Here is a 22,208-nt window from a genome sequence, read left to right on the forward strand (position 1 = left end):
TCCCGTCAGCGCCGCCCTCAATCCTCACACGATCGGATGAATGTGAAGCGAAGGCGGCCGAGGTGGCCCCGGGGGCCGCTAAATTCACGCCGTTCCCTAGGGCCCAGCCCAGCACCGCGACGCCGCGGGGAGAACGCAGAACAGTCCCTGAGGGGCTGCCCGCCCGGCCCCGTAGGCAGGAGACCGTACAGCTGATGTCGGAACGACCTCCGCAGCGCACCCCCAACCGCCGACTCGCCACGCTCATCACCGAGGCGGGGTTCTCCAACGCGGGCCTCGCCCGCCGGGTGGACCAGCTCGGTCTCGAACACGGTCTCGACCTGCGGTACGACAAGACCTCCGTGACCCGCTGGCTGCGAGGGCAGCAGCCGCGGGGCACCACACCCGCGCTGATCGCCGAGGTCTTCACCAGGCGGCTCGGCCGCCGGCTCTCCGCGCAGGACCTGGGCCTGGACGCCTGCGCGCCCGTCTACGCGGGCCTGGAGTTCGCGGCCACGCCCTCCGAGGCGGTCGACATCGTCAGCGGACTCTGGCGCAAGGACTCCGGCAGTCATGTGGAGCTGCGGAAGATCGCCTTCACCCCGGCGGGGCTGGTCGTCCCCAGCCGGGACTGGCTGATCGGGCGGGCGGACGAGTGGGTGGGCCGGGCGGGCGAAGCCGCCCCGGTGGCGGGCGGGGCCGGCAGGGCACACGGGGCCGCCCAGGCGTACGCCGGGCCGCGCACGGGGCCCGGAGCGCACGGAACCTACGCCGGTCCGGCGAACGGGCAGCACGGCGGCGGGAGCGGCCTCACCGGACCCGGTACCGGCGTCGTGCCGGGGGCGCCCGGAGTGCCCGGGCAGGGCGGCGGGTCAGGGCCCGGCGTACGGCACGGCCTGCGCGGGCCCACTCCGTCCCGGCCCGCAGGACCGCACGCGCCGGGCGGCTCCCCGGCGCCCCTCGGGTCCGGCGGCCCCGGCGTTCCCCGGCAGCGGCAGACCGAGCGGGGCTCCGGGCAGAAGGTCGGCAGCGGCGACGTGGCCGCCCTGCGCTCGGTCGCCGAGCTCTTCCGCACCCTGGACAACGCCTACGGCGGCGGCCACGCCAGACAGGCCCTCGTCCGGTACCTGGAGCACGAGACGGAGCCGATGCTGCGCGGCACGTACGGGGAGGCCACCGGGCGGCGGCTCTTCGCGGCCGCCGCCGATCTGACCCGGCTCGCCGGCTGGACCTCGTACGACATCGCGGCCCACGGACTCGCCCAGCGCTATTTCGTGCAGGCGCTCCGGCTGGCGCAGGCCGCCGGTGACCGTGCCTACGGCAGTTACGTCCTGATCACCATGAGCCGGCAGGCCGTCTACCTCGGGCACGGCCGGGAGGCGGTGCAGCTGGCGCGGGTGGCCCAGCAGGGCGTGGGCTCCTCCGCGCCCCACGCCGTCCTCGCCCTGCTGCACGCCGTCGAGGCACGCGGACACGGGGTCCTCGGTGAGGCCAAGGCGTGCGCGGCCTCCCTCGCGCGGGCGGAACGCGCGCTGGAGGCCTCCCGCCCCGGCGACGAGGTGCCGCACTGGGCGCGCTACTTCGACGAGGCCCAGCTCGCCGACGAGTTCGGGCACTGCCACCGCGACCTCCAGCAGTACCGGAGCGCAGCACAGCACGCGGAGCGCTCGCTCCAGCTGCGCGCGCCCGGGTACGCCCGCAGCCGGCTGTTCTGCCGGGTGGTACTGGCCTCCGCCCGGCTCGGGCTCGGCGAGCTCGACCAGGCCTGCCGGCTGGGCGCGGAAGCCGCGCAACAGGCCGCCGAGATGCGGTCCGTGCGGGCCACGGAGTACGTACAGGACTTCGAGCGGCGCCTCGAACCCTTCCGTGACGCCGCCGCGGTCCGCGGCTACCGCGAGCGGGTGGCCGCGCTGGGGTGACGCGTGGACCCGACAGCTCCTCAGGCGGCTTCCGGGAGTGCGGCGGTGTCCCCGGCGGCCGGTCGTACACCCAGGTCGGTGAGGATCGCCGCGGCCGCGCGCCGGCCGGAGGCCAGGGCGCCCTGGACCGAGCTGGTGTCGCGGTGGTCACCGCACACGTACAGCCCCGCGAGCAGCCGCACCGGGCGCTGCGGGTCGTGGGGGGGCGGCATGGCGGGCACCGCCTCCGGGTCGTGATGGGCGGCCAGCAGTTCCCAGTCGTCGGTGGGTGTGCCGTAGAGCGTCGCGAGGTGGGCGCGGACCGAGCGGTCCAGGTCGGCCGGTGGGGTACCGAGCACCGTCGAGCTGATCAGGACCCGGCCGTGCGGGGCGCGGGCGGGGTCGACCTCGCTCATCACCGCGGTGTGCGCGACCGGGCCCGCACGGTCGGCGTCCAGCAGCAGCGAGGCGCCGGTCGGCGGGGGAGCGGGGGCGGTGTGGTGGAGCACCGTCACCGGGTGGAAGGGCGGCACGCGCAGACCGGGCAGCAGCTCGGCCGCCGCACCCGCCCCGGTTGCCAGCAGCAGGGAACGACAGCCCAGTTCGCCGTGCTCCTTGGTGCGCACCGAGGTGATGTCCGCCGCCGTGACGTGCACGCCCGTGCGGACGGTGCCGGGCGGCAGCGAGGCCGCGAGCAGTTCGGGGAGCGTGACCGAACCCCCCGACGGCACGCAGAGCCTGCCGCTCGCGTAGCCGCGCAGTGCGAGGTCGGCGCACCGGCTCGACGTCGTGAGCGCGGGATCGCTGAGCAGCGCGGTGAGCAGGGGGCGCACGAAACCGTTGAGCGTCCGGGCGGAGAGGCCGCGGCCTGACAGGGCGTCGAGCGCGGCTCTCTCGGGCCGGGCCAGGACGCGGGCCCGGGGGGTGGCCGCGAGCCGGGCCAGCGCCACGCCGAGCCGCGCCTGGTCGATCGCCCCGCCCATGGCCCCGGTGAGCGTCCCGCCCAGCGGTGGCCGGGGATTCCCGCCCAACGGCGCCCGGGGGGCGCTTGCCAGGGCGCGCGCTGCTTTGAATGCGCCCCGTGCGCTGCGCGCGCCCCGGGGGCCGCGTATCTCGCCGGTCCGGTACCGGCGGCCCTGGCTGTGGACGAGCACGCCGGGATCGAAGTTCCGCAGAATGAGTCCGTCGAGTCCTGGCGTCGTGTACAGCTCCGGATACGAGGTGTTGAGAAGCGGTCCGATGCGGTCGAGCCGGAACCCGTCCACCTCGTCGGTCATCATCCGGCCGCCGACGCGGGGGCCGGCTTCCAGGACGCTGACGCTCACTCCCGCACTGGTCAGTCGGTGGGCCGCTGAGAGGCCGGCGATCCCGGCCCCGATGATGACGACGTCCGCGTGGTGTGCCGTGCTGAGCACGTGCCCCTCCCCGAGTCGGCGCAACTGGTGGGGAGCTCTTGCCCTCAACGGGCCCCCGGAATGCGCGAGTTCGGCATGAGGCTAGAAGGGTGGCGGGATGGCGCGCAGTCGCGCGCGGGCCGGGGCACCGGTGCACGGGGTCGCACATCCGTCTGAATGTGGCGACGAGGAAGGGTTGGTGGGGCGCGGAGTCAGCGCAGGGCGGCCCGGATCGCGGCGTCGATTCCGGGGAAGGCGAAGGCGAACCCCGAGTCCAGCAGCCTTCCGGGGAGCACCCGCTGACTGCCCAGCACGTCCTCGGCGAAACCGCCCAGGGCGATCCGCAGCGCGGGCGCGGGAGCCGTGAACAGCGTGGGCCGGTGCAGCACCCGGCCCATCGCCGCCGTCACCTCGCCGTTCGTGACCGGATCCGGCCCGGTCAGGTTCACCGGCCCGGTCAGCTCCGGGGTGTCCAGGAGGTGCCGCAGCGCCGCGATGTGGTCGTGCAGCGCGATGAAGCTCCAGTACTGCCGTCCGTTGCCGAGCCGGCCGCCGAGCCCCGCACGGAACAGCGGGAAGAGCCGGCCCCAGGCACCGCCCTCCCGGGCGACGACCAGCCCGGTGCGCGCGTGCACGGTCCGCACCCCGGCCTCCTCCGCGGCGGCCGTGGCTTCCTCCCATTCCACGCACACCGACGGCAGGAACCCGTCGCCGGGCGGCGCGCCCTCGTCGACCGCGCGGTCGCCGGTGTCGCCGTAGTAGCCGATCGCGGACCCGGACAGCAGCACCTTCGGCGGTACGTCCAGCGAGGCGACGGCGTCGGCGATCGCGGCCGTGCCCAGCACCCGGCTGTCCCGGATCTCCCGCTTGTACGCCTCGGTCCAGCGGTGGTCGCCGACCCCGGCCCCGGCGAGATGGACAACCGCGTCGCAGCCCACCAGCCCGGCCACGTCCACGTAACCCCGCGTGGGGTCCCACTCCACCTCGTCGCCCGTCCGCGCCGGGCGCCGGACCAGCCGGACCACCTCGTGCCCGTCGGCCCGCAGCGAGCGCACCAGCGCCGCTCCGATGAGTCCGGTCGATCCGGTGACAGCGATTCGGGAGTGCGGCATGGGACCCATCCTGCCCCATGTGCGGCCGAAGACGCGTGGCACAGTGATGCTCATGGCCGAGTCCTTCACTCCTCCCGCCCCGACCGTCCGGCCCGCAGTCCTCGACGACGGCCCCGCCCTCGGGGAGCTCGACCGGAGCACCTGGTCGACGCTGCACGAGGTGGTGGAACGTCCACAGCCTCCCTACGCGCCGTTCTTCGACGAGCGGCACCGGCCGCAGGACGTCCTGGTGGCCGAGGAGGTGAGCGGGGACGGCGGAGCGGCCATCGTCGGATACGTGCGCGTGGTGCCGCCCACCCCGCTCGTCTGCAACGCGCACGTCCGGCAGATACAGGGCCTCGCCGTGGCCGGCCGGGCGCGGGGCCGCGGCATAGGACGCGCGCTGATCCGGGCCGCGTGTGTGGCGGCACGCGGCCAGGGGGCCAACCGGATCACCCTGCGGGTGCTGGGTCACAACGCTCCCGCCCGCGCGCTGTACGCGTCGGAGGGGTTCACCGTCGAGGGGGTGCTGCCCGGCGAGTTCTTCCTGGGCGGGCGTTACGTGGACGACGTGCTGATGGGCCGGCCGCTCAGCCCGTGACCGGGCCCCGGCCGGGCGCGCCTCACCCGGCGCCGAACCGCTGCCACAGCTCGGGCAGCCGCGCCGCCAGTACTTCGTCGTCCTCGAAGTCGAACGCGGTGCCCTCCGGCTCGGCGGCCTGGGGCGGCAGCCCGAGATCCGGCGCGACCACCCCGGTGAGCTGCTCGTACGCCTCGTCGGCGGCGTAGCCCAGCTCCTCGGCGTCCCCGTCCAGCTCCTCGTCGAAGCCGTCGAGGAGCTCGGCCAGACTGTCCGGATCGTGCACCGCGCCCTCGAAGACCTCCCGGCCCTGGCCGATCAGCCAGCAGCGGAAGTAGTCGAACGCGTCGTCGCTCGCCCCGCCGAGCAGCACGGCGGCGGCAGCCCACAAGTCCCAGCGGTAGGCCCGGTTGTAGCGGGCTTCGAAGTGCCGGGCGAAGTCCAGCACGGAATCGGGGTCGAGCTGCACCAGCCGTTCGACAAGCAGGTCGGCATGGTCTTCGGGGTCGCCGTCGGCGGCCTCGCGGGTGCTGTCGATGAGCTCCCAGAATTCCGTCTCGTCCATCACGGGTCCAGCATCGGCCCCGGAGACGGTCGATGCACGCCCAGACGCCGAAATGAAGCCTTACGGCCTCAGACCGTCACCGGTAGAGCGCGCGCAGCGCTTCGGCGGCCGCGGCGAACCTGGTGCGCAGGGCGGCCGGCTCCAGGACCTCCAACTCCGGTCCCAGGGCCAGCAGCTGACCGTATGCGACGTCCAGGGACTCGACCGCCAGGACGACCTCGACCCAGCCGTCCGGGCCGGCCGGGCCGGCGGCGCCCAGGGCGTCCCGGGCGGCGACGCGGTCCACGGCGTGCGGCAGCCGGCGCACGGCCGTCTCCGAGAGCCGCAGCGTCACCTCGGTCCGCAGGATGGACCGGGCGAACTGGGTGGCGCGCTCGTCCCAGAAGGCGGGCAGGTCGAAGCCCTCGTCCCGGACGAACCGGGTGTCCGACACGGTCACCGCCGTGAAGCGGTCGATCCGGTACACCCGGACGTCGTCGCCCGCGCGGGCGCAGAGGTACCAGACGCCGGCCTTCAGGACGAGCCCGTACGGTGCCAGCTCGCGTTCCACCTCGGCCTCCTGGCCCGCCCGGCGGTAGCGGGCCCGGACGGTGCGGTCGTCCCACACCGCCTCGGCCACGACGGGCAGAAGTCCTGGGGTGGCCGGTTCCTGGTACCAGCCCGGTGCGTCCAGATGGAAGCGCTGGGAGGCGCTGGCGGAGGCGTCCCGGAGGGAGGGCAGAAGGGCTGCCGACACCTTCAGCCGGGCGGCGGACGCGGCGTCCTCCAGGCCCATCTCGCGCAGGGCGGAGGGCAGGCCGGAGAGGAAGAGGGCCTCGGCCTCGTCCCGGGCGAGACCGGTGAGCCGGGTGCGGTACCCGCCGACGAGCCGGTACCCGCCCGCGCGCCCCCGGTCCGCGTAGACCGGGACCCCGGCCTCGGACAGCGCTTGGGCGTCCCGGGTGACGGTCCGCTCGGACACCTCCAGCTCCCGGGCGAGCTCGGCGGCGGTCATGGCGGGGCGGGACTGCAGGAGCAGCACCATTCTGATGAGCCGGGCAGCACGCATGCGGCCATTGTGGCCGCGGTACGGGGCGGGCGTGGCCCCGGGGGCGCCGGGCTCGGAGCGCGGCCCCAGGCACCGGCCGGCACCGGAAGGCTTCGTGAAGCACCGGCCGGGCTCGGAGCGCGGCCTCGGGCACCGGCCGGACTCGAAAGACGCCCTCGATCACCGGACGGGCTTGATCCAGCCGGCTGCGGGCGAACCAGCAGCGGAAGAACCGGGCCGTCCGGTGACGGAGAGCGAAGCCCGTGCCGGAGCGGGGCAGACGCATGCGGAGGACGGGGAGCCGGGCGGACCCGCTCCCCGTCCTCCGAGCCGTCAGAGCCCGTACCGCTCGCGGGCTTCCTTGACCGCCGACGCGGGCACCTCGCCGCGGCGGGCCAGCTGGGCCAGCGCCGCGACCGTGATCGACTGGGCGTCGACGCCGAAGTGGCGGCGGGCCGCGTCACGGGTGTCGGAGAGGCCGAAACCGTCCGTACCGAGCGAGGTCCAGTCCTGCTCCACCCACTGGCTGATCTGGTCCGGCACCTGGCGCATCCAGTCGCTGACCGCGAGGACCGGACCCGGTGCGCCTTCCAGCGCCTGGGTCACGTAGGGCACCCGCAGCTCACCGCGGAGCAGTGCCTCGTCGCACTCCAGCGCGTCGCGGCGCAGCTCGCCCCACGAGGTGGCGGACCAGACGTCGGCCGTCACACCCCAGTCCGCGGCGAGCAGCTCCTGGGCCTCCAGGGTCCAGTGGATCGCCGTACCGGAGGCCATCAGCTGCACGCGGGGCGCGTCCGCCTTCGCGGGCGTGCCCTCCTTGAACCGGTAGAGGCCCTTGAGGATGCCCTCCTCGACGCCTTCCGGCATCGCGGGCTGCGGCTTCGGCTCGTTGTAGACCGTCAGGTAGTAGAAGACGTTCTCGGCGTCGGGGCCGTACATCCGGCGCAGACCGTCCTGGACGATCACCGCGATCTCGTACGCGAACGCGGGGTCGTAGTTGAGCGACGCCGGGTTCGTGGACGCGATCAGGTGCGAGTGGCCGTCCGCGTGCTGGAGACCCTCGCCCGTCAGCGTCGTACGGCCCGCCGTGGCGCCGACCACGAAGCCGCGGCCGAGCTGGTCGCCGAGCTGCCAGAACTGGTCGCCCGTGCGCTGCCAGCCGAACATCGAGTAGAAGATGTAGAAGGGGATCATCGGCTCGCCGTGCGTCGCGTACGACGTGGAGGCGGCGATGAAGTCGGCCATGGCGCCGGCCTCGGTGATGCCCTCGTTGAGGACCTGGCCGTCCTTGGCTTCCTTGTAGTACATCAGCTGGTCGCGGTCGACCGGGTCGTACGTCTGCCCCAGCGGCGAGTAGATGCCGGCCGACGGGAACAGCGCCTCCATGCCGAAGGTGCGGGCCTCGTCGGGGACGATCGGAACCCAGCGCTTGCCGGTCTCCTTGTCCCGCATCAGGTCCTTGGCCAGGCGGACGAAGGCCATCGTGGTGGCCAGCTCCTGCTTGCCGGAGCCCTTCTTCAGCGCGGCGAACGCGCGCTCCTCGGGCGCGGGCAGCGCCATCGCGTGCACCCGGCGGGCCGGGGCGGGGCCTCCGAGGGCGGCACGCCGCTCCTGGAGGTAGCGGACCTCGGGGGAGTCGGCGCCCGGGTGGCCGTACGGCACCAGGCCCTCGTCCAGTTTCGAGTCCGGGATCGGCAGCTCCAGCAGGTCGCGCATGGCGCGGAACTGCTTGCCGTCCAGCTTCTTCATCTGGTGGTTGGCGTTGCGCGACTCGAAGCCCGGGCCGAGCGTGTAGCCCTTCACCGTCTGCGCCAGGATCACCGTCGGGGCACCCTTGTGCTCCAGCGCCGCCCGGTAGGCCGCGTACACCTTGCGGGCCTCGTGGCCGCCGCGCGAGGTGTGGAAGCACTCGGCGATCTTCGCGTCGGTGAGCAGCTTCGCCAGCTCGGCCAGCGCGGGCTCGGCGCCGAAGAAGTGCTGGCGGATGTAGGCGACGTCGCGGGTGGCGTACGTCTGGAACTGCGCGTCCGGGACCTCGCGGAGCCGGCGCACCAGCGCGCCCGTGGTGTCGAGCTGGAAGAGCTCGTCCCACGCGGTGCCCCAGAGCGTCTTGACGACGTTCCAGCCGGCGCCGCGGAAAGCGCCTTCCAGCTCCTGGACCACGCGGAAGTTGGCGCGGACCGGACCGTCGAGGCGCTGCAGGTTGCAGTTGATGACGAAGGTCAGGTTGTCGAGCTGCTCACGCGCCGCGAGGGCGAGGGCGGCGGTCGACTCGGGCTCGTCCATCTCGCCGTCGCCCAGGAAGGCCCAGACGTGCGAGTTCGACGTGTCCTTGATGTTGCGGTTGGCCAGGTAGCGGTTGAAGCGCGCCTGGTAGATCGCCGAGAGCGGGCCGAGGCCCATCGACACGGTGGGGAACTCCCACAGCCAGGGCAGCCGCCGCGGGTGGGGGTAGGACGGCAGGCCGTCGCCACCCGCCTCCTGGCGGAAGTTGTCGAGCTGCTGCTCGTTGAGCCGGCCGTCGAGGAAGGCGCGGGCGTAGATGCCGGGGGAGGCGTGGCCCTGGATGTAGAGCTGGTCGCCGGAGCCGTCCCCCTCCTTACCGCGGAAGAAGTGGTTGAAGCCCGTCTCGTACAGCCAGGCGGCCGAGGCGAAGGTGGCTATGTGGCCACCGACGCCGAAGCGGGAGCCACGGGTGACCATCGCGGCCGCGTTCCAGCGGTTCCACGCGGTGATCCGCGATTCCATCTCCAGGTCGCCGTCGAAGACGGGCTCCGCGGCGGTGGGGATGGAGTTGACGTAATCGGTCTCCAGCAGCTTGGGCAGCGCGAGACCGGCGCCCTCGGCATGCTGGAGCGAGCGCCGCATCAGATAAGCGGCGCGGTGCGGGCCCGCGGCCTTGGTGACGGCATCCAGGGAGGCCGCCCATTCAGCGGTCTCCTCCGGGTCGCGGTCCGGGAGCTGGTCGAGCTCGCTCGGAAGCTTTCCTACGGGGTCGGTCATGATCGCCGCCTTCCGGTGAGGAGGGGGGTGGAGAAGTCCCTGACTGGCAGGACAGGGCGATGGGGCCGGTGGGCCCGCGGAGTGAACTGTAAGGCTCCGATCGATGATCGATCAAAGGATGAAAGGCAAAACTTCTCGATATGAAGAAAAGTGGCATGGGGTGCCGCTAAACGGGGCACGGAGTGACGGGATTTAACGCGCAAAAGGGGCATCCATCTGCACAGGCGAGCACCCCTCGCGACACATGCGCACCGCGGCGCGCCATGGCCTCAGGCGCGTGGCACGCCGGTCTCAGGCGCGCGGGGCGCAGCCGAGCACATGGGCCTTGACCAGCACCCCGATGTCCGGGTCCTTCCGCAGGAACGCCTCGATGAGTGCCTCGTGCTCCTCGGCGTACGACTTCTGCACCGTGCCCAGCCAGCGGATGGAGAGTGCCGTGAACACCTCGATGCCCAGCCCCTCCCAGGTGTGCAGCAGGACCGCGTTGCCGGCCGCCCGGACCATCTCCCGGTGGAACCCGACCGTGTGGCGCACCTGCGCCTCGCCGTCGGCCCGCCGGTCCGCCTCGTACAGCGCGGCCACGTGCGGGGCGAGCGGCGAGCAGTCCTCGCCGAGCCCGGGGGCCGCCAGCTCGGCGGCGATCTGCTCCAGGCCGGCCCGTACCGGGTAGCTCTCCTCCAGGTCCGCCGCCGTGAGGTTGCGGACCCGGACGCCCTTGTTGGGTGCCGACTCGATCAGCCGGAGCGTCTCCAGCTCCCTCAGCGCCTCGCGCACGGGCGTCTGGCTGACCTCCAGCTCCGTGGCGATGCGCCGCTCCACGATCCGCTCACCCGGCTTCCAGCGCCCGCTGACGATCCCGTCCACGATGTGCTCGCGGATCTGTTCGCGCAGCGAGTGGACGACGGGCGGGGTCATGAGGGGCTCCTTCGGGGCAAACCGGTGCTGCCTGCACCAACACGGCGGCCGGAGCGACCGGTGGTGTCTAGACAATACGGCGGCGCCCCCGCCCGGGAGTGTTCCGGACGGGGGCGCCGCTGGTGAGGCTGGTTACAACTGCGGTGCTCAGAGGCCGAGCTCGACCTCGAACTCACCGGCCTCCAGGATCGCCTTGACCGCGGTCAGGTAGCGGGCGGCGTCCGCGCCGTCCACCAGACGGTGGTCGTAGGAGAGCGAGAGGTACGTCATGTCGCGGACGCCGATGACGGTGCCCTCGGCGGTCTCGATGACCGCCGGACGCTTGACGGTGGCCCCGATGCCCAGGATGGCTGCCTGGTTCGGCGGCACGATGACGGTGTCGAACAGGGCACCGCGCGAGCCGGTGTTGCTGATGGTGAAGGTGGCACCGGACATGTCGTCCGGTGTCAGGCCGCCACCGCGGGCCTTGCCGGCCAGCTCGGCGGTCTTCTTCGAGATACCGGCGATGTTGAGGTCGCCCGCACCCTTGATGACCGGGGTCATCAGACCCTTCTCGGCGTCCACGGCGATGCCGATGTTCTCCGAGTCGAAGTACGTGATCGTGCCTTCGTCCTCGTTGATCCGGGCGTTGACGACCGGGTGGGCCTTCAGCGCCTGGGCGGCGGCCTTGACGTAGAACGGCATCGGCGAGAGCTTGACGCCCTCGCGGGCCGCGAACGCGTCCTTCGCCCTGTTGCGCAGCTTCATCAGCTTGGTGACGTCGACCTCGACGACCGAGGTCAGCTGGGCCTGCGAGTGCAGCGCCTTCATCATGTTGTCGCCGATGACCTTGCGCATGCGGGTCATCTTGACGGTCTGCCCGCGCAGCGGGGACACCTCGAGCTTCGGCGCGGCCTTCGCTGCCGGGGCGGCGGCCGGAGCCGGAGCGGCGGCGGCCTTCGCGGCCTCCGCGGCGGCGACGACGTCCTGCTTGCGGATACGGCCACCGACACCGGTGCCCTTGACCGCGCCCAGGTCGACGCCGTTCTCGGCGGCGAGCTTGCGGACCAGCGGCGTGACGTACGCGCCGTCGTCGCCGGAGGTCGCGGCCGGAGCGGCCGGAGCGGCCGGGGCGACCGGAGCCGGAGCGGCGACGGGCGCCGGAGCGGCGACGGGTGCGGCGGGAGCCACCGGAGCCGGCGCGGGTGCAGCCGGCGCGGGGGCAGCGGCGGGAGCCGGAGCCGCGGCGGGAGCCGGAGCCGCAGCGGGAGCCGGAGCCGCAGCGGGAGCCGGAGCCGCGGCAGCCGGTGCGGCACCGGGAGCGCCGATGACGGCCAGCTTGGCACCGACCTCCGCGGTCTCGTCCTCGGCGACGACGATCTCCAGCAGCACGCCGGAGACCGGGGCCGGGATCTCGGTGTCGACCTTGTCCGTGGAGACCTCGAGGAGGGGCTCGTCCTCCGTGACCTCCTCGCCGACCTCCTTCAGCCAGCGGGTGACGGTGCCCTCGGTGACGCTCTCGCCGAGCGCCGGAAGGGTGACGTCGGTGCCGGAGGCACCGCCCGCCGGGGCGGCAGCCGGAGCCTCGGCCGCGGGGGCCTCGGCGGCGGGGGCCTCGGCCGCGGGAGCCTCGGCCGCGGGAGCCGGGGCCGGGGCGGCCTCGGGCTCGGCGGCGGGAGCCTCGGCGGCCGCGGGGGCGCCCGTGCCGTCGTCGATGACGGCCAGCTCGGCGCCGACCTCGACGGTCTCGTCCTCGGCGACCTTGATGGAGGCCAGGATGCCGGAGGCGGGGGCCGGGATCTCGGTGTCGACCTTGTCGGTCGACACCTCGAGCAGCGGCTCGTCGGCCTCGACGCGCTCGCCCTCGGCCTTCAGCCAGCGGGTGACAGTGCCCTCGGTGACGCTCTCGCCGAGCGCCGGAAGGGTTACGGAAACCGACATGGTTTCAGTTGCTCCTAACGAAAATGCGGAAGTGGTCGGTCGTCGCGCCCGGTCGACTGATCAGTCGTGGGAGTGCAGGGGCTTGCCGGCCAGGGCCAGGTGGGCCTCGCCGAGCGCCTCGCTCTGGGTCGGGTGGGCGTGGATGAGCTGCGCGACCTCGGCCGGCAGCGCCTCCCAGTTGTAGATCAGCTGGGCTTCGCCGACCTGCTCGCCCATACGGTCACCGACCATGTGGACGCCGACCACGGCACCGTCCTTGACCTGGACGAGCTTGATCTCGCCCGCGGTCTTGAGGATCTTGCTCTTGCCGTTGCCCGCGAGGTTGTACTTCAGCGCGACGACCTTGTCCGCGCCGTAGAGCTCCTTGGCCTTGGCCTCGGTGATGCCGACGGAGGCGACCTCGGGGTGGCAGTACGTCACCCGGGGGACACCGTCGTAGTCGACCGGGACGGTCTTGAGACCGGCCAGCCGCTCCGCGACCAGGATGCCCTCGGCGAAGCCGACGTGGGCGAGCTGGAGCGTCGGGACGAGGTCGCCCACGGCCGAGATCGTCGGCACGTTCGTCTGCATGTACTCGTCGACGAGGACGTAGCCGCGGTCCATCGCGACGCCGGCCTCCTCGTAGCCCAGGCCCTGCGAGACCGGGCCGCGGCCGATCGCGACCAGCAGCACCTCCGCCTCGAAGGTCTTGCCGTCGGCGAGGGTCACGCGGACGCCGTCCTGCGTGTACTCGGCGCTCTGGAAGAACGTACCGAGGTTGAACTTGATGCCGCGCTTGCGGAACGCGCGCTCAAGAAGCTTCGAGCTGTTCTCGTCCTCGACCGGCACGAGGTGCTTGAGGCCCTCGATGATCGTGACGTCGGTGCCGAAGGACGTCCACGCCGAGGCGAACTCGACGCCGATGACGCCGCCGCCCAGCACGATCGCGGACTTCGGGACGCGGTCCAGCTTCAGCGCGTGGTCCGAGGAGATGATGCGGTTGCCGTCGATCTCCAGGCCCGGGAGCGACTTCGGCACGGAGCCGGTCGCCAGGAGCACGTGGCGGCCCTGGATGCGCTGGCCGTTCACATCCACCGAGGTGGCGGAGGAGAGACGGCCCTCACCCTCGATGTAGTGCACCTTGCGGGAGGCGACGAGACCCTGCAGGCCCTTGTACAGGCCCGAGATCACGTCGTCCTTGTACTTGTGGACGGCCTCGATGTCGATGCCCTCGAAGGTCGCCTTGACACCGAACTGGCCGGCCTCGCGCGCCTGGTCGGCGATCTCGCCGGCGTGGAGCAGGGCCTTCGTGGGAATGCAGCCGTTGTGCAGGCAGGTGCCGCCGACCTTGCCCTTCTCGATCAGAGCGACGTCCAGGCCCAGCTGCGCTCCGCGCAGGGCCGCGGCATAACCGCCGCTACCACCGCCGAGGATCACTAGGTCGAAAACGGTGCTGGCGTCGTTCGCCACGTCACGTCCTCCATGCATGTGCGCCGGATGCCGGGCCCCGTCATCGGGGTGTGACCGGCCGGTCGGCTGGTGTTCGGCCGCTTTTGTCATTCGGCCCTGTGGTGGGGGCCCTGTCCTGCCGAGAACCCATCTTCGCACTTGTTGACGGTGGGCGGGACGCGGGGCCCGTGTCTGGGACGGATGATCGTCCGTCCCAGCGGGTTACCGCTGCGTAGAGACCTGCTGATTTCGTCGAGAGCGAAACCCGCCCGGTCCCGGCCGCGGTGCCGTGGATGCAACACGTACGGCCCCGGACGTATGCCCGGGGCCGTACATCAACCGCTGCCTCAGCCGAGGTCTCCGGCCGCGGTGCGCTCCGCCAGCTTCAGCAGGGTGCGGACCGCGGATCCGGTGCCGCCCTTCGGCGTGTAGCCGTAGGGGGCGCCCTCGTGGAAGGCCGGGCCCGCGATGTCCAGGTGCGCCCAGGCGATGCCCTCGCCCACGAACTCCTGCAGGAACAGACCGGCCACCAGGCCGCCGCCCATCCGCTCGCCCATGTTGGCGATGTCGGCGGTCGGGGAGTCCATGCCCTTGCGCAGGTCCGCCGGGAGCGGCATCGGCCAGGAGGCCTCGCCGACCTCGTCGGCGATCTCGTGGATCGAGGTGCGGAAGGCGTCGTCGTTCGCCATGATGCCGAAGGTGCGGTTGCCCAGGGCCAGCACCATCGCGCCGGTCAGGGTCGCCACGTCGACGATCGCGTCCGGGTTCTCCTCGGAGGCGCGGGTCAGCGCGTCGGCGAGGACGAGCCGGCCCTCGGCGTCCGTGTTGAGGACCTCGACGGTCTTGCCGCTGTACATGCGGAGCACGTCACCGGGGCGGGTGGCGTTGCCCGACGGCATGTTCTCGGCGAGCGCCAGCCAGCCGGTGACATTGACCCGCAGACCCAGCCGGGCGGCCGCGACGACGGTCGCGAACACGGCGGCGGCGCCGGCCATGTCGCACTTCATCGTCTCGTTGTGGCCGGCGGGCTTCAGCGAGATGCCGCCCGAGTCGTAGGTGATGCCCTTGCCCACGAGGGCCAGGGTCTTCTCCGCCTTCGGGTGCGTGTAGGCGAGCCTCACCAGGCGCGGGCCGCGGGCCGCGCCCTGCCCGACGCCGAGCAGACCGCCGAAGCCGCCCTTGACGAGCGCCTTCTCGTCGAGCACCTGCACCTTGATGCCGTGCTCCTTGCCGGCGGCGGTGGCCACGGCGGCGAAGGACTCGGGGTACAGGTCGTTCGGCGGGGTGTTGACCAGGTCGCGGGCGCGGTTGATCTCCTCGGCCAGCGCGACGGCGCGCTCGGCGGCCGCCTTGAACGCCTTGTCGCGGGGCTTGGCGCCGAGAACGGCGACCTCGCCGAGCGGCAGTTTCGCGCCGGCCTCCTTGGCGCCCTTGGGAGCGAGCTTGTTCTCGCCGCCCTGGTAGGCGATGAAGGCGTACGCGCCCAGCAGCGCGCCCTCCGCGATGGCCTCGGCGTCCTCGACGGAGCCGACGGGCAGCGCGAACCCGGCCTTCTTCGATCCGCTGAGCGAGCGGGCGGCGCAGCCCGCGGCCCGGCGCAGCGCCTCGGCGTCGTACGACCCGTCCTTCTCCGGGACGGGGCCGAGGCCCGCCGCGATGACGACCGGGACCTTCAGGCCGTCGGGTGCGGGGAGCTTGGTCAGTTCGCCCTCGGCACCGGAGGCGCCCAGGGTCGCCAGGACGGCGGCGAGCTTTCCGCCGAACGCCTTGTCGACGGCCTCGGCGCCCGGTGCGAGGACCAGGTCGCCGGACTTGGAGCCGGCGCCCTTGGCGACGCCGACGACCAGTGCGTCGGCGCGCAGCGTCGCCGCACCGGCAGTGCTGAGAGTGAGAGCAGTCACGGTGGTGAAATCTCGCTTCCGTTGAGTTCTTTGTCGGTCGAGGGGTGGGCCGACCGTGCCCGGCGCATCGTAGACGCCGCCGCGATGTGCCGGGAATGAGCCTACGCGCGCCTTTGCTGCCCGATTACGGCGGCGGGCCGTCAGTGCCCCGCGGCGGCCGTACGGTTGTCACGCCGGGATGATCATCCCGGCGGAACGGATCGCGGGCGCACAGGCGTTGGCGGACGTCCTGTGGACGGGGGAGAACGATGGACGACCCGATGGCCGCCCGGGTGACCGGCCGGCCGACGGCGCTGCCCGTCACCGTACTGATTCTGCTGGTGATGCTGGCCGGCTGCACCTCGGCACCCGGGTCCGCCCCGTCACCGGCCCCCTCCGGGCGGTCCGCCGCGGCGCGCTGGCAGCCGGAGCCGGGCACCGACTGGCAGTGGCAGCTCTCCGGACGGCTCGACACGAGCGTGGACGCCCCGGTGTACGACATCGACGGCTTCGACCACGAAGCGGACCGGGTGGCGGAGCTGCACCGCAAAGGGCGCAAGGTCATCTGCTACCTGTCGACGGGCGCCTGGGAGGACTTCCGGCCTGACGCGGCGAGGTTCCCCACCGCCGTCCTCGGCAAGGGAAACGGCTGGAAGGGGGAGCGCTGGCTCGACATCCGGCGCACCGACGTCCTGGAGCCGCTGATGGAGAGCCGGATCTCCATGTGTGCGAAGAAGGGCTTCGACGCGGTCGAGCCCGACAACATGGACGGCTACCGCAACCCGAGCGGCTTCCCGCTGACCGCCGCCGACCAGCTGCGCTACAACCGGCTCATCGCCCGCATCGCCCACCGCCACCACCTCGCCGTCGGCCTGAAGAACGACCTGCCGCAGATCCCCGAGCTGGTGGGCGACTTCGACTTCGCGGTCAACGAACAGTGCGCCCAGTACGAGGAGTGCGAGGAGCTCTCCCCGTTCGTCGAGGCCGGCAAGGCGGTCTTCCACGTGGAGTACGAGCTGCCGGTGGCGCGGTTCTGCCCACAGTCCCGGCGGCTGGGGCTGAGCTCGCTGCTCAAGAAGTACGAGCTCGGCGTCTGGCGGGAGCAGTGCCCGGCGGCAGGGGCCTGACAGGACGTCGCAGGGGGCTCAGCCCAGGGCCAGCCCCACCAGCGTCACCGTCGCCGCCGTCTCCGCCAGCGCGCCGAACACATCACCGGTCACCCCGCCGAACCGCCGCACACAGTGCCGCAGCAGCAGCTGGGCCCCCGCGAGCCCGGCCACGGCGGCGAGCGCGCAGCGCAGGGCCCCGTACCCGCCCAGCAGCGCACCGGCGCCCGCGCACGCCGCCAGGGTCAGGGCCGCGACGGCCGCCGCGCCGGCGCCCGGGACCGTGCCCGCGACCGCGGCGCCCAGCCCCTCCGGCCGGGCCGCCGGAACGCCGCGGCGGGAGGCCAGCGTGAGCGCGAGCCGGGCGACGGCGCCGGAAGCGGCGGCCGCCACCGCGCCCTGGGCCCAGCCCTGCGCGTACAACTGCTGGAGGACCGCCACCTGGGCGAGCAGCACGAACAGCAGGGTGATCACACCGAACGGCCCAATGTCCGACTGCTTCATGATCCGCAGCGCGTCGTCGGCCGGCTTGCCGCTGCCCAGGCCGTCGGCGGTGTCCGCGAGACCGTCCAGGTGCAGCCCCCGGGTGAGGGCCGCCGGCACCGCGGCGGAGGCGACCGCCGCAAGCAGCGGCCCCGAGCCCAGCAGCAGCGACAGGCTGCCGGGCACCGCGGCGAGCACCCCGACGACGAGGCCCGCGAGCGGGGCGCACAGCATCCCCGCCCGGGCGGCGTCGCGGTCCCAGCGGGTGACGCGGACGGGGAGCACGGTGAGGGTGCCGAAGGCGAAACGCAGGCCGTGGCTGTTCAGGGAGGTCACGGCGCGCAGGCTAATCGGTGGGCGCTGCCGATAGATTGTCCGGAACGTCATGAAGCAGGGTATGAGCGACTTTTCGGGAGTGGGTGGGATGGGTCACTGGTTCGATCGGAACATCGTCGAGCCGGGGAAGCTGCCCCTGCTCCTGGCCCTGGCCGCCTTCGTGCTGACGTTCGCCGTCACCCGGGTCATCACCCGGATGATCCGGGCCGGCAAGGGCCCGTTCCGCAACATCACGCCGGGCGGGGTCCATGTCCACCATGTGGTGCCGGGCGTGGTGCTGAGCGTGGTGGGCGGGTTCGGCGCGGTGGCCAGCGGAAAGCACGGCTTCGCGGCCGGCGCCTGCGCGGTCGTCTTCGGCATCGGTGCGGGGCTGGTGCTCGACGAGTTCGCGCTGATCCTGCACATGGACGACGTGTACTGGACCGAGCAGGGCCGCCAGAGCGTGGAGGTCGTGGTCCTCACCGCCGCACTCGTTCTGCTGGTGCTCGGCGGCTTCTCGCCGCTCGGCGTGGACGGCCTGAGCGACGATCAGCAACAGGGCCGGCTCGGGGTGGTCCTCACCCTCGTCCTTAACTTCTGCTTCGTGCTGATCGCGCTGTTCAAGGGCAAGGCGCGGATGGCGGTGGTCGGCACCCTGATCCCGTTCGTCGCCCTGGTCGGGGCCGTCCGGCTGGCCCGCCCGGCCTCGATGTGGGCCAAGCGGTTCTACCGCAACCGGCACCGCGCCCGGTCCCGCTCGGTCCTGCGCGCGTACCACCACGACCGCCGCTGGGCCGGGCCGCGGCGCAGGTTCCAGGACCTGATCGGCGGCGCACCCGACCGCGTTCCGGCACCCTCGCCCAAACCCTGACGGCGCCGCCGGCGCAGGGCCCGGACCGCGCACAGCACGAGCGCCACCACGATGGCCGCAAGGTGCTCCCGACCGGCCAGGTTGTCCTTCACCACGACCTCCACCACCATCGCGACGATCACCAGGGACGCGGTGAACCGGGCCCGGCAGGCGCAGCAGACGCAGACCGCCAGGGCGACCACGGCCGCCGAGGGGCCGGTGTCGACGACCTGGGCGTCGGAGCCCGGCAGGCCCAGGAACCCGTCGGGGCCCACGGCGACGCCGATCCGCGCGTACAGCGTGCCGGCCAGCGTCGCGGCGTACGCGATCAGCAGCGTCCGCCACCGGCCCAGGCAGATCTCCGCGATCCCGAACACCAGCAGCACCTGCGCCAGCGCACCCCACACCGGCAGGTCGAGCGCGGGAACGAACAGCGACAGCGGGGTCCGCAGCAGAGCCGCCCCGAGCGGGTCCTCCGCCCGTACCGCCCCGAGCGCCTGCACCGGCCCGTAGCCCCACGACCGGTTCTGCACCACCTGGAGCAGCGCCGTCAGACAGACCGCGCCCAGGGTCATCGGGAGGGCCCGCAGCCGCTCGGTGGCGAGCGCCGCGCGTACGGTCGTCCACAGCGGACCCCACTCCCGGCGGGCCGCCCGGCCGAGCGGCTCCAGCGGGGTCATCCACGCGGTCCGAGCTTCGAACGGTGCAGCCACTTGGGCAGTCCCGGCGCCTCCAGGAAGCCTTCGGCGCGGCCCGCGGCGATGCCGATGCGCGGCAGGTCCGCGCTCTTCTCGAAGAGCAGGTAGCGCGGCTCCCAGATCGGCCGGTACTTCGCGTTCGCGCGGTACAGCGACTCGATCTGCCACCACCGTGAGAAGAAGCTGAGCAGCGAACGCCACAGGCGGAGAACGGGGCCCGCGCCGAGCCGTGATCCACGCTCGAAGACGGAGCGGAACATCGCGAAGTTCAACGACACCTGGGTGACACCGATCTTCTCGGCACGTTGCAGGAGTTCGATGACCATGAACTCCATCAGGCCGTTCTCGGCGTCCCGGTCACGGCGCATCAGGTCGAGCGAGAGGCCGTTCGGCCCCCACGGGACGAAGCTCAGTACGGCGCGCAGCGCACCGGCGGCGCCGTCCTCGGCAGGGGTGGCGTCACGGCATTCGAGCATCACGCACTGTCCGTCGGCCGGGTCGCCGAGCCGGCCCAGCGCCATGGAGAAGCCGCGTTCGGTCGCGCCGTCGCGCCAGTCGTCGGCCCGCCGCACCAGTTCGGCCATCTCCGCGTCGGGGATGTCCTCGTGGCGGCGCACCGTCACCGCGTAACCCGCCCGCTTCACCCGGTTGTACGCCTGGCGGACGGTCCGCATCGCGCGCCCCTCCAAGGTGAACTCGGCGGTCTCCACGATCGCCTCGTCCCCCAGCTCCAGGGCGTCGAGGCCGTGCCGGGCGTAGATCGTGCCGCCCTCCTCGCTGACCCCCATCACCGCCGGGATCCAGCCGTGCTCACGGGCCTCGGCCAGCCAGGGGGCGATCGCCCCGGGCCACGCCTCGGGGTCGCCGATCGGGTCGCCGGAGGCCAGTGAGACCCCGCCGACCACCCGGTAGGCGACGGCGGCCTTCCCGGTCGGCGACCAGATGACGCTCTTCTCGCGACGCAGCGCGAAGTAGCCGAGCGAGTCCCGCTCGCCGTGCTTGTCGAGCAGGGTCCGCAGCGCCGCTTCGTCCTCGGGAGTGATCGGGTCGACCGCGCGGCGGGCGCGGAAGGCCGCGTACACGACGGCGATGAGCAGCAGCGTGGACAGGATGTTGATGACGACGTTCACCCAGCCCGGCGTCCTGATGCCGGGGAAGCGGGAGTCGTCCGCTGCGACGGAGACCAGGCGCAGCGCACCGTATCGCCATCGGTCCAGGAACGTCGAGCGGTAGTCGTCGTGCGCGGTGTTGGTGAGCGTGACCAGTCCGGCGGCGATCAGCGAGGTGGCCAGCAGCCCCCCGACGGCCACCAGCGCGGCCAGTTTCGGGTTGGACCGGTCGCCCTTCGCGTAGAACTCGCGACGGCCGAGGACGAGCGCGAGGACGAAGGCGGCGGTCAGCGCCAGCGAGATCCAGTTCTGCGGGTACCGGCGGATCTCGGGGAAGCCGATCACCGCGGCGAAGAGCAGCAGCGTGAGGCCGCTCAGCACCATGTTGACGATCCACGCCGCCCGCTTGCGCCGCCGCATCGTGACCGCGAGGAACAGTGCGACGACCCCGGAGGAGAAGCCCGCGGTGAGCAGATAGGGCGTGAAGTAGTTCTCCGTGTTGTGGCGTCGGAGGTCCTGGCCGAAGGTGACCCAGACGGCGCTCAGGAAATTGATGAACGACACGACGCGCAGGTACCAGATGGCGAAGGCCGCGCTGCGTCGCGACCGGTCGGTGCTCTGCGGCCGGACGGCGGACCGCCCGGTTTCCTCGCTGGCCAATCGGACCTCTCCCATGAAACGCGATCATATGGGGCATCGCGCTTCATGAAGGAGACCGCGCTGCGGCCGGTGTCCGGACGGCCGCAGTCCGGCGCGTCAGCTGCCGCTCGTCATTCCCCGGCCGGGTCGGTCCCTTCGTCGGCGGACATCTCCCCGTCGCCCTCGGCGTCGTCCTCGTCGGCTTCCGGTGCCCGTTCGGGCAGCTCCGCCGCCAGTGCGGCCGCGGCCTGAACGAACGGAAGCGCGAGCAGGGCCCCGCTTCCCTCACCGACGATGACGCCGTGGTCGAGCAGCGGGTTGAGCGCCATCCGGTCCAGCGCCTTCGCCTGCGCCGGTTCACCGCTCATCTGTCCCGCCAGCCACCAGTCCGGCGCCCGGAACGCGGCCCGCTGGCCGACCAGCGCACACGCGGACGAGACCACACCGTCCAGGATCACCGGGAGCCGGCGCACCGCGCACTGGAGCAGGAAGCCGGTCATCGCCGCCAGGTCCGCACCGCCCACCGTCGCCAGTAGCTCCAACTGGTCGCCCAGCACGGGCCGGGCCCGGCGCAGCGCGTCACGGATCGCCGCGCACTTGCGCATCCAGGCCAGGTCGTCGATCCCCGCACCGCCGCGACCGGTGACCACCGAGGCGTCGGTGCCGCACAGCGCCGCGATCAGGGTGGCCGCCGCCGTCGTACCGCCGACGCTCAGGTCACCGAGGACCACCAGATCGGTGCCCGAGTCGGCCTCCTCGTCGGCGATCGCCATGCCGAGGCGTACGGCCTGCTCGGCCTCCTCGACCGTCATGGCGTCCTCGATGTCGATCCGGCCGCTGCCGCGCCGCACCCGGGTCCGTACGACCGCTTCCGGCAACAGCTCGGGCTCGCAGTCCAGACCGGCGTCGACGATCCGCACCGGCACGGAGAACCGGCGGGCCAGCACGGCGAGGGGCGTCGAGCCCTCCAGCGTGGCGCGCACCAGCTCATGCGCACTGCCGGCCGCGCGGCCGGAGACCTTCAGCTCCGCCACCCCGTGATCACCGGCGAACAGCACCACTCGGGCCTGCTCGATCGTCCTGACCGGCACGGCCTGCTGGGCGGCCGAGAGCCATTCCCCCAGCTCGTCGAGGCGGCCGAGGGCGCCCGGAGGCACGATGAACCGCTCCCGGCGTTCCTCGGCATCTCGCCGCACACCCCCGTCGGGGCGTTCGATCAGGTCGGAGAAGTCGTCCAGATTCACGGGGGTCTGCCTCGCGGGTCGATACGTGGTGTGGGCCGGGGAGCCCGGCGGCGGGTCCAGCCTGCCGATGGCTTCCTCCTGCCG

The 22,208-nt window shown here is 72.7% G+C and carries 16 protein-coding genes and 1 pseudogene; 4 read left to right on the forward strand and 13 right to left on the reverse strand.

What is annotated here, in order from left to right; translation table 11 throughout:
* Positions 1-194: 194 nt before the first annotated feature.
* The gene (locus OG538_RS26455) at positions 195-1,898 is read left to right on the forward strand and encodes a regulator (protein WP_406097658.1); all 1,704 of its coding nucleotides are present in this window, start codon (positions 195-197) and stop codon (positions 1,896-1,898) included.
* 20 nt (positions 1,899-1,918) lie between these two features.
* Here OG538_RS26455 and OG538_RS26460 read toward each other — a convergent pair whose 3' ends face one another.
* Together OG538_RS26460 and OG538_RS26465 are read right to left on the reverse strand one after the other, a co-directional pair.
* Positions 1,919-3,292 carry an NAD(P)/FAD-dependent oxidoreductase gene (locus OG538_RS26460; RefSeq protein ID WP_406097660.1) on the reverse strand — a complete coding sequence of 458 codons (1,374 nt, stop codon included), beginning with the start codon at positions 3,290-3,292 and terminating at the stop codon, positions 1,919-1,921.
* Between the two features lie 191 nt (positions 3,293-3,483).
* Positions 3,484-4,383, reverse strand: a complete 900-nt coding sequence (locus OG538_RS26465; protein ID WP_406097662.1) for a TIGR01777 family oxidoreductase — start codon at positions 4,381-4,383, stop codon at positions 3,484-3,486.
* Between the two features lie 52 nt (positions 4,384-4,435).
* On the opposite strand from OG538_RS26465, the gene OG538_RS26470 reads away from it, so the two are divergent.
* On the forward strand, positions 4,436-4,963 hold the full coding sequence (locus OG538_RS26470) for a GNAT family N-acetyltransferase (protein ID WP_406100310.1): 528 nt from the start codon (positions 4,436-4,438) through the stop codon (positions 4,961-4,963).
* A 22-nt stretch (positions 4,964-4,985) separates the two neighbouring features.
* Here the strand turns inward: OG538_RS26470 and OG538_RS26475 are convergent, their stop codons facing one another.
* The 7 genes from OG538_RS26475 to OG538_RS26505 all read right to left on the reverse strand — a co-directional run bounded on the left by OG538_RS26475 (position 4,986) and on the right by OG538_RS26505 (position 15,701).
* Positions 4,986-5,507, reverse strand: a complete 522-nt coding sequence (locus tag OG538_RS26475) for a DUF4240 domain-containing protein (RefSeq protein WP_406097664.1) — start codon at positions 5,505-5,507, stop codon at positions 4,986-4,988.
* Between the two features lie 76 nt (positions 5,508-5,583).
* Positions 5,584-6,555, reverse strand: a complete 972-nt coding sequence (locus tag OG538_RS26480) for a helix-turn-helix transcriptional regulator (RefSeq protein WP_406097666.1) — start codon at positions 6,553-6,555, stop codon at positions 5,584-5,586.
* A gap of 312 nt (positions 6,556-6,867) precedes the next feature.
* On the reverse strand, positions 6,868-9,537 hold the full coding sequence (gene aceE, locus OG538_RS26485) for a pyruvate dehydrogenase (acetyl-transferring), homodimeric type (protein WP_406097668.1): 2,670 nt from the start codon (positions 9,535-9,537) through the stop codon (positions 6,868-6,870).
* 291 nt (positions 9,538-9,828) lie between these two features.
* A complete protein-coding gene (locus OG538_RS26490; protein WP_406097670.1) occupies positions 9,829-10,452 on the reverse strand; it encodes a GntR family transcriptional regulator in 624 nt (207 codons plus the stop codon).
* A gap of 147 nt (positions 10,453-10,599) precedes the next feature.
* Complete coding sequence (sucB, locus tag OG538_RS26495; protein ID WP_406097672.1) at positions 10,600-12,372, reverse strand: 2-oxoglutarate dehydrogenase, E2 component, dihydrolipoamide succinyltransferase; 1,773 nt, start codon at positions 12,370-12,372, stop codon at positions 10,600-10,602.
* A 60-nt stretch (positions 12,373-12,432) separates the two neighbouring features.
* Entirely contained in the window at positions 12,433-13,821 is a 1,389-nt protein-coding gene (gene lpdA, locus OG538_RS26500) for a dihydrolipoyl dehydrogenase (RefSeq protein WP_406097674.1), read from the reverse strand.
* A 326-nt stretch (positions 13,822-14,147) separates the two neighbouring features.
* Positions 14,148-15,701 carry a leucyl aminopeptidase gene (locus OG538_RS26505; protein ID WP_406097676.1) on the reverse strand — a complete coding sequence of 518 codons (1,554 nt, stop codon included), beginning with the start codon at positions 15,699-15,701 and terminating at the stop codon, positions 14,148-14,150.
* A 248-nt stretch (positions 15,702-15,949) separates the two neighbouring features.
* Here OG538_RS26505 and OG538_RS26510 point away from each other — a divergent pair, with 248 nt between their 5' ends.
* Positions 15,950-16,807: an endo alpha-1,4 polygalactosaminidase gene (locus tag OG538_RS26510; protein WP_406097678.1), complete on the forward strand. Its 858-nt coding sequence runs from the start codon at positions 15,950-15,952 to the stop codon at positions 16,805-16,807.
* An 18-nt stretch (positions 16,808-16,825) separates the two neighbouring features.
* Here the strand turns inward: OG538_RS26510 and OG538_RS26515 are convergent, their stop codons facing one another.
* Positions 16,826-17,605 carry an adenosylcobinamide-GDP ribazoletransferase gene (locus OG538_RS26515; protein WP_406097680.1) on the reverse strand — a complete coding sequence of 260 codons (780 nt, stop codon included), beginning with the start codon at positions 17,603-17,605 and terminating at the stop codon, positions 16,826-16,828.
* An 88-nt stretch (positions 17,606-17,693) separates the two neighbouring features.
* On the opposite strand from OG538_RS26515, the gene OG538_RS26520 reads away from it, so the two are divergent.
* On the forward strand, positions 17,694-18,455 hold the full coding sequence (locus OG538_RS26520; protein ID WP_406100311.1) for a hypothetical protein: 762 nt from the start codon (positions 17,694-17,696) through the stop codon (positions 18,453-18,455).
* Here OG538_RS26520 and OG538_RS26525 read toward each other — a convergent pair.
* The 3 genes and pseudogenes from OG538_RS26525 to cobT form a co-directional block, all read right to left on the reverse strand.
* Positions 18,401-19,114, reverse strand: a pseudogene (locus OG538_RS26525) (hypothetical protein); the annotation flags it as partial. The gene OG538_RS26520 and the pseudogene OG538_RS26525 sit on opposite strands and share 55 nt — an antisense overlap.
* Positions 19,111-20,916 carry a phosphatidylglycerol lysyltransferase domain-containing protein gene (locus OG538_RS26530; RefSeq protein ID WP_406097682.1) on the reverse strand — a complete coding sequence of 602 codons (1,806 nt, stop codon included), beginning with the start codon at positions 20,914-20,916 and terminating at the stop codon, positions 19,111-19,113. The gene OG538_RS26530 and the pseudogene OG538_RS26525, both read right to left, overlap by 4 nt.
* A gap of 95 nt (positions 20,917-21,011) precedes the next feature.
* Positions 21,012-22,124 carry a nicotinate-nucleotide--dimethylbenzimidazole phosphoribosyltransferase gene (cobT, locus tag OG538_RS26535; RefSeq protein ID WP_406097684.1) on the reverse strand — a complete coding sequence of 371 codons (1,113 nt, stop codon included), beginning with the start codon at positions 22,122-22,124 and terminating at the stop codon, positions 21,012-21,014.
* Between the last annotated feature and the right edge of the window lie 84 nt (positions 22,125-22,208).

The organism is Streptomyces sp. NBC_01013 (genome assembly GCF_045162765.1).
In the GTDB taxonomy this organism is placed as follows: Bacteria; Actinomycetota; Actinomycetes; order Streptomycetales; family Streptomycetaceae; genus Streptomyces.

What these genes read in the sequence shown, in the direction of transcription:
- OG538_RS26455 (WP_406097658.1), top strand. Translation starts at nt 195, where the DNA reads ATGTCGGAACGACCTCCGCAGCGCACCCCCAACCGCCGACTCGCCACG.
- OG538_RS26465 (WP_406097662.1), bottom strand. Translation starts at nt 4,383, where the DNA reads ATGCCGCACTCCCGAATCGCTGTCACCGGATCGACCGGACTCATCGGA.
- OG538_RS26470 (WP_406100310.1), top strand. Translation starts at nt 4,436, where the DNA reads ATGGCCGAGTCCTTCACTCCTCCCGCCCCGACCGTCCGGCCCGCAGTC.
- OG538_RS26475 (WP_406097664.1), bottom strand. Translation starts at nt 5,507, where the DNA reads ATGGACGAGACGGAATTCTGGGAGCTCATCGACAGCACCCGCGAGGCC.
- OG538_RS26480 (WP_406097666.1), bottom strand. Translation starts at nt 6,555, where the DNA reads ATGCGTGCTGCCCGGCTCATCAGAATGGTGCTGCTCCTGCAGTCCCGC.
- aceE (WP_406097668.1), bottom strand. Translation starts at nt 9,537, where the DNA reads ATGACCGACCCCGTAGGAAAGCTTCCGAGCGAGCTCGACCAGCTCCCG.
- OG538_RS26490 (WP_406097670.1), bottom strand. Translation starts at nt 10,452, where the DNA reads ATGACCCCGCCCGTCGTCCACTCGCTGCGCGAACAGATCCGCGAGCAC.
- sucB (WP_406097672.1), bottom strand. Translation starts at nt 12,372, where the DNA reads ATGTCGGTTTCCGTAACCCTTCCGGCGCTCGGCGAGAGCGTCACCGAG.
- OG538_RS26510 (WP_406097678.1), top strand. Translation starts at nt 15,950, where the DNA reads ATGGACGACCCGATGGCCGCCCGGGTGACCGGCCGGCCGACGGCGCTG.
- OG538_RS26520 (WP_406100311.1), top strand. Translation starts at nt 17,694, where the DNA reads ATGGGTCACTGGTTCGATCGGAACATCGTCGAGCCGGGGAAGCTGCCC.
- OG538_RS26530 (WP_406097682.1), bottom strand. Translation starts at nt 20,916, where the DNA reads ATGGGAGAGGTCCGATTGGCCAGCGAGGAAACCGGGCGGTCCGCCGTC.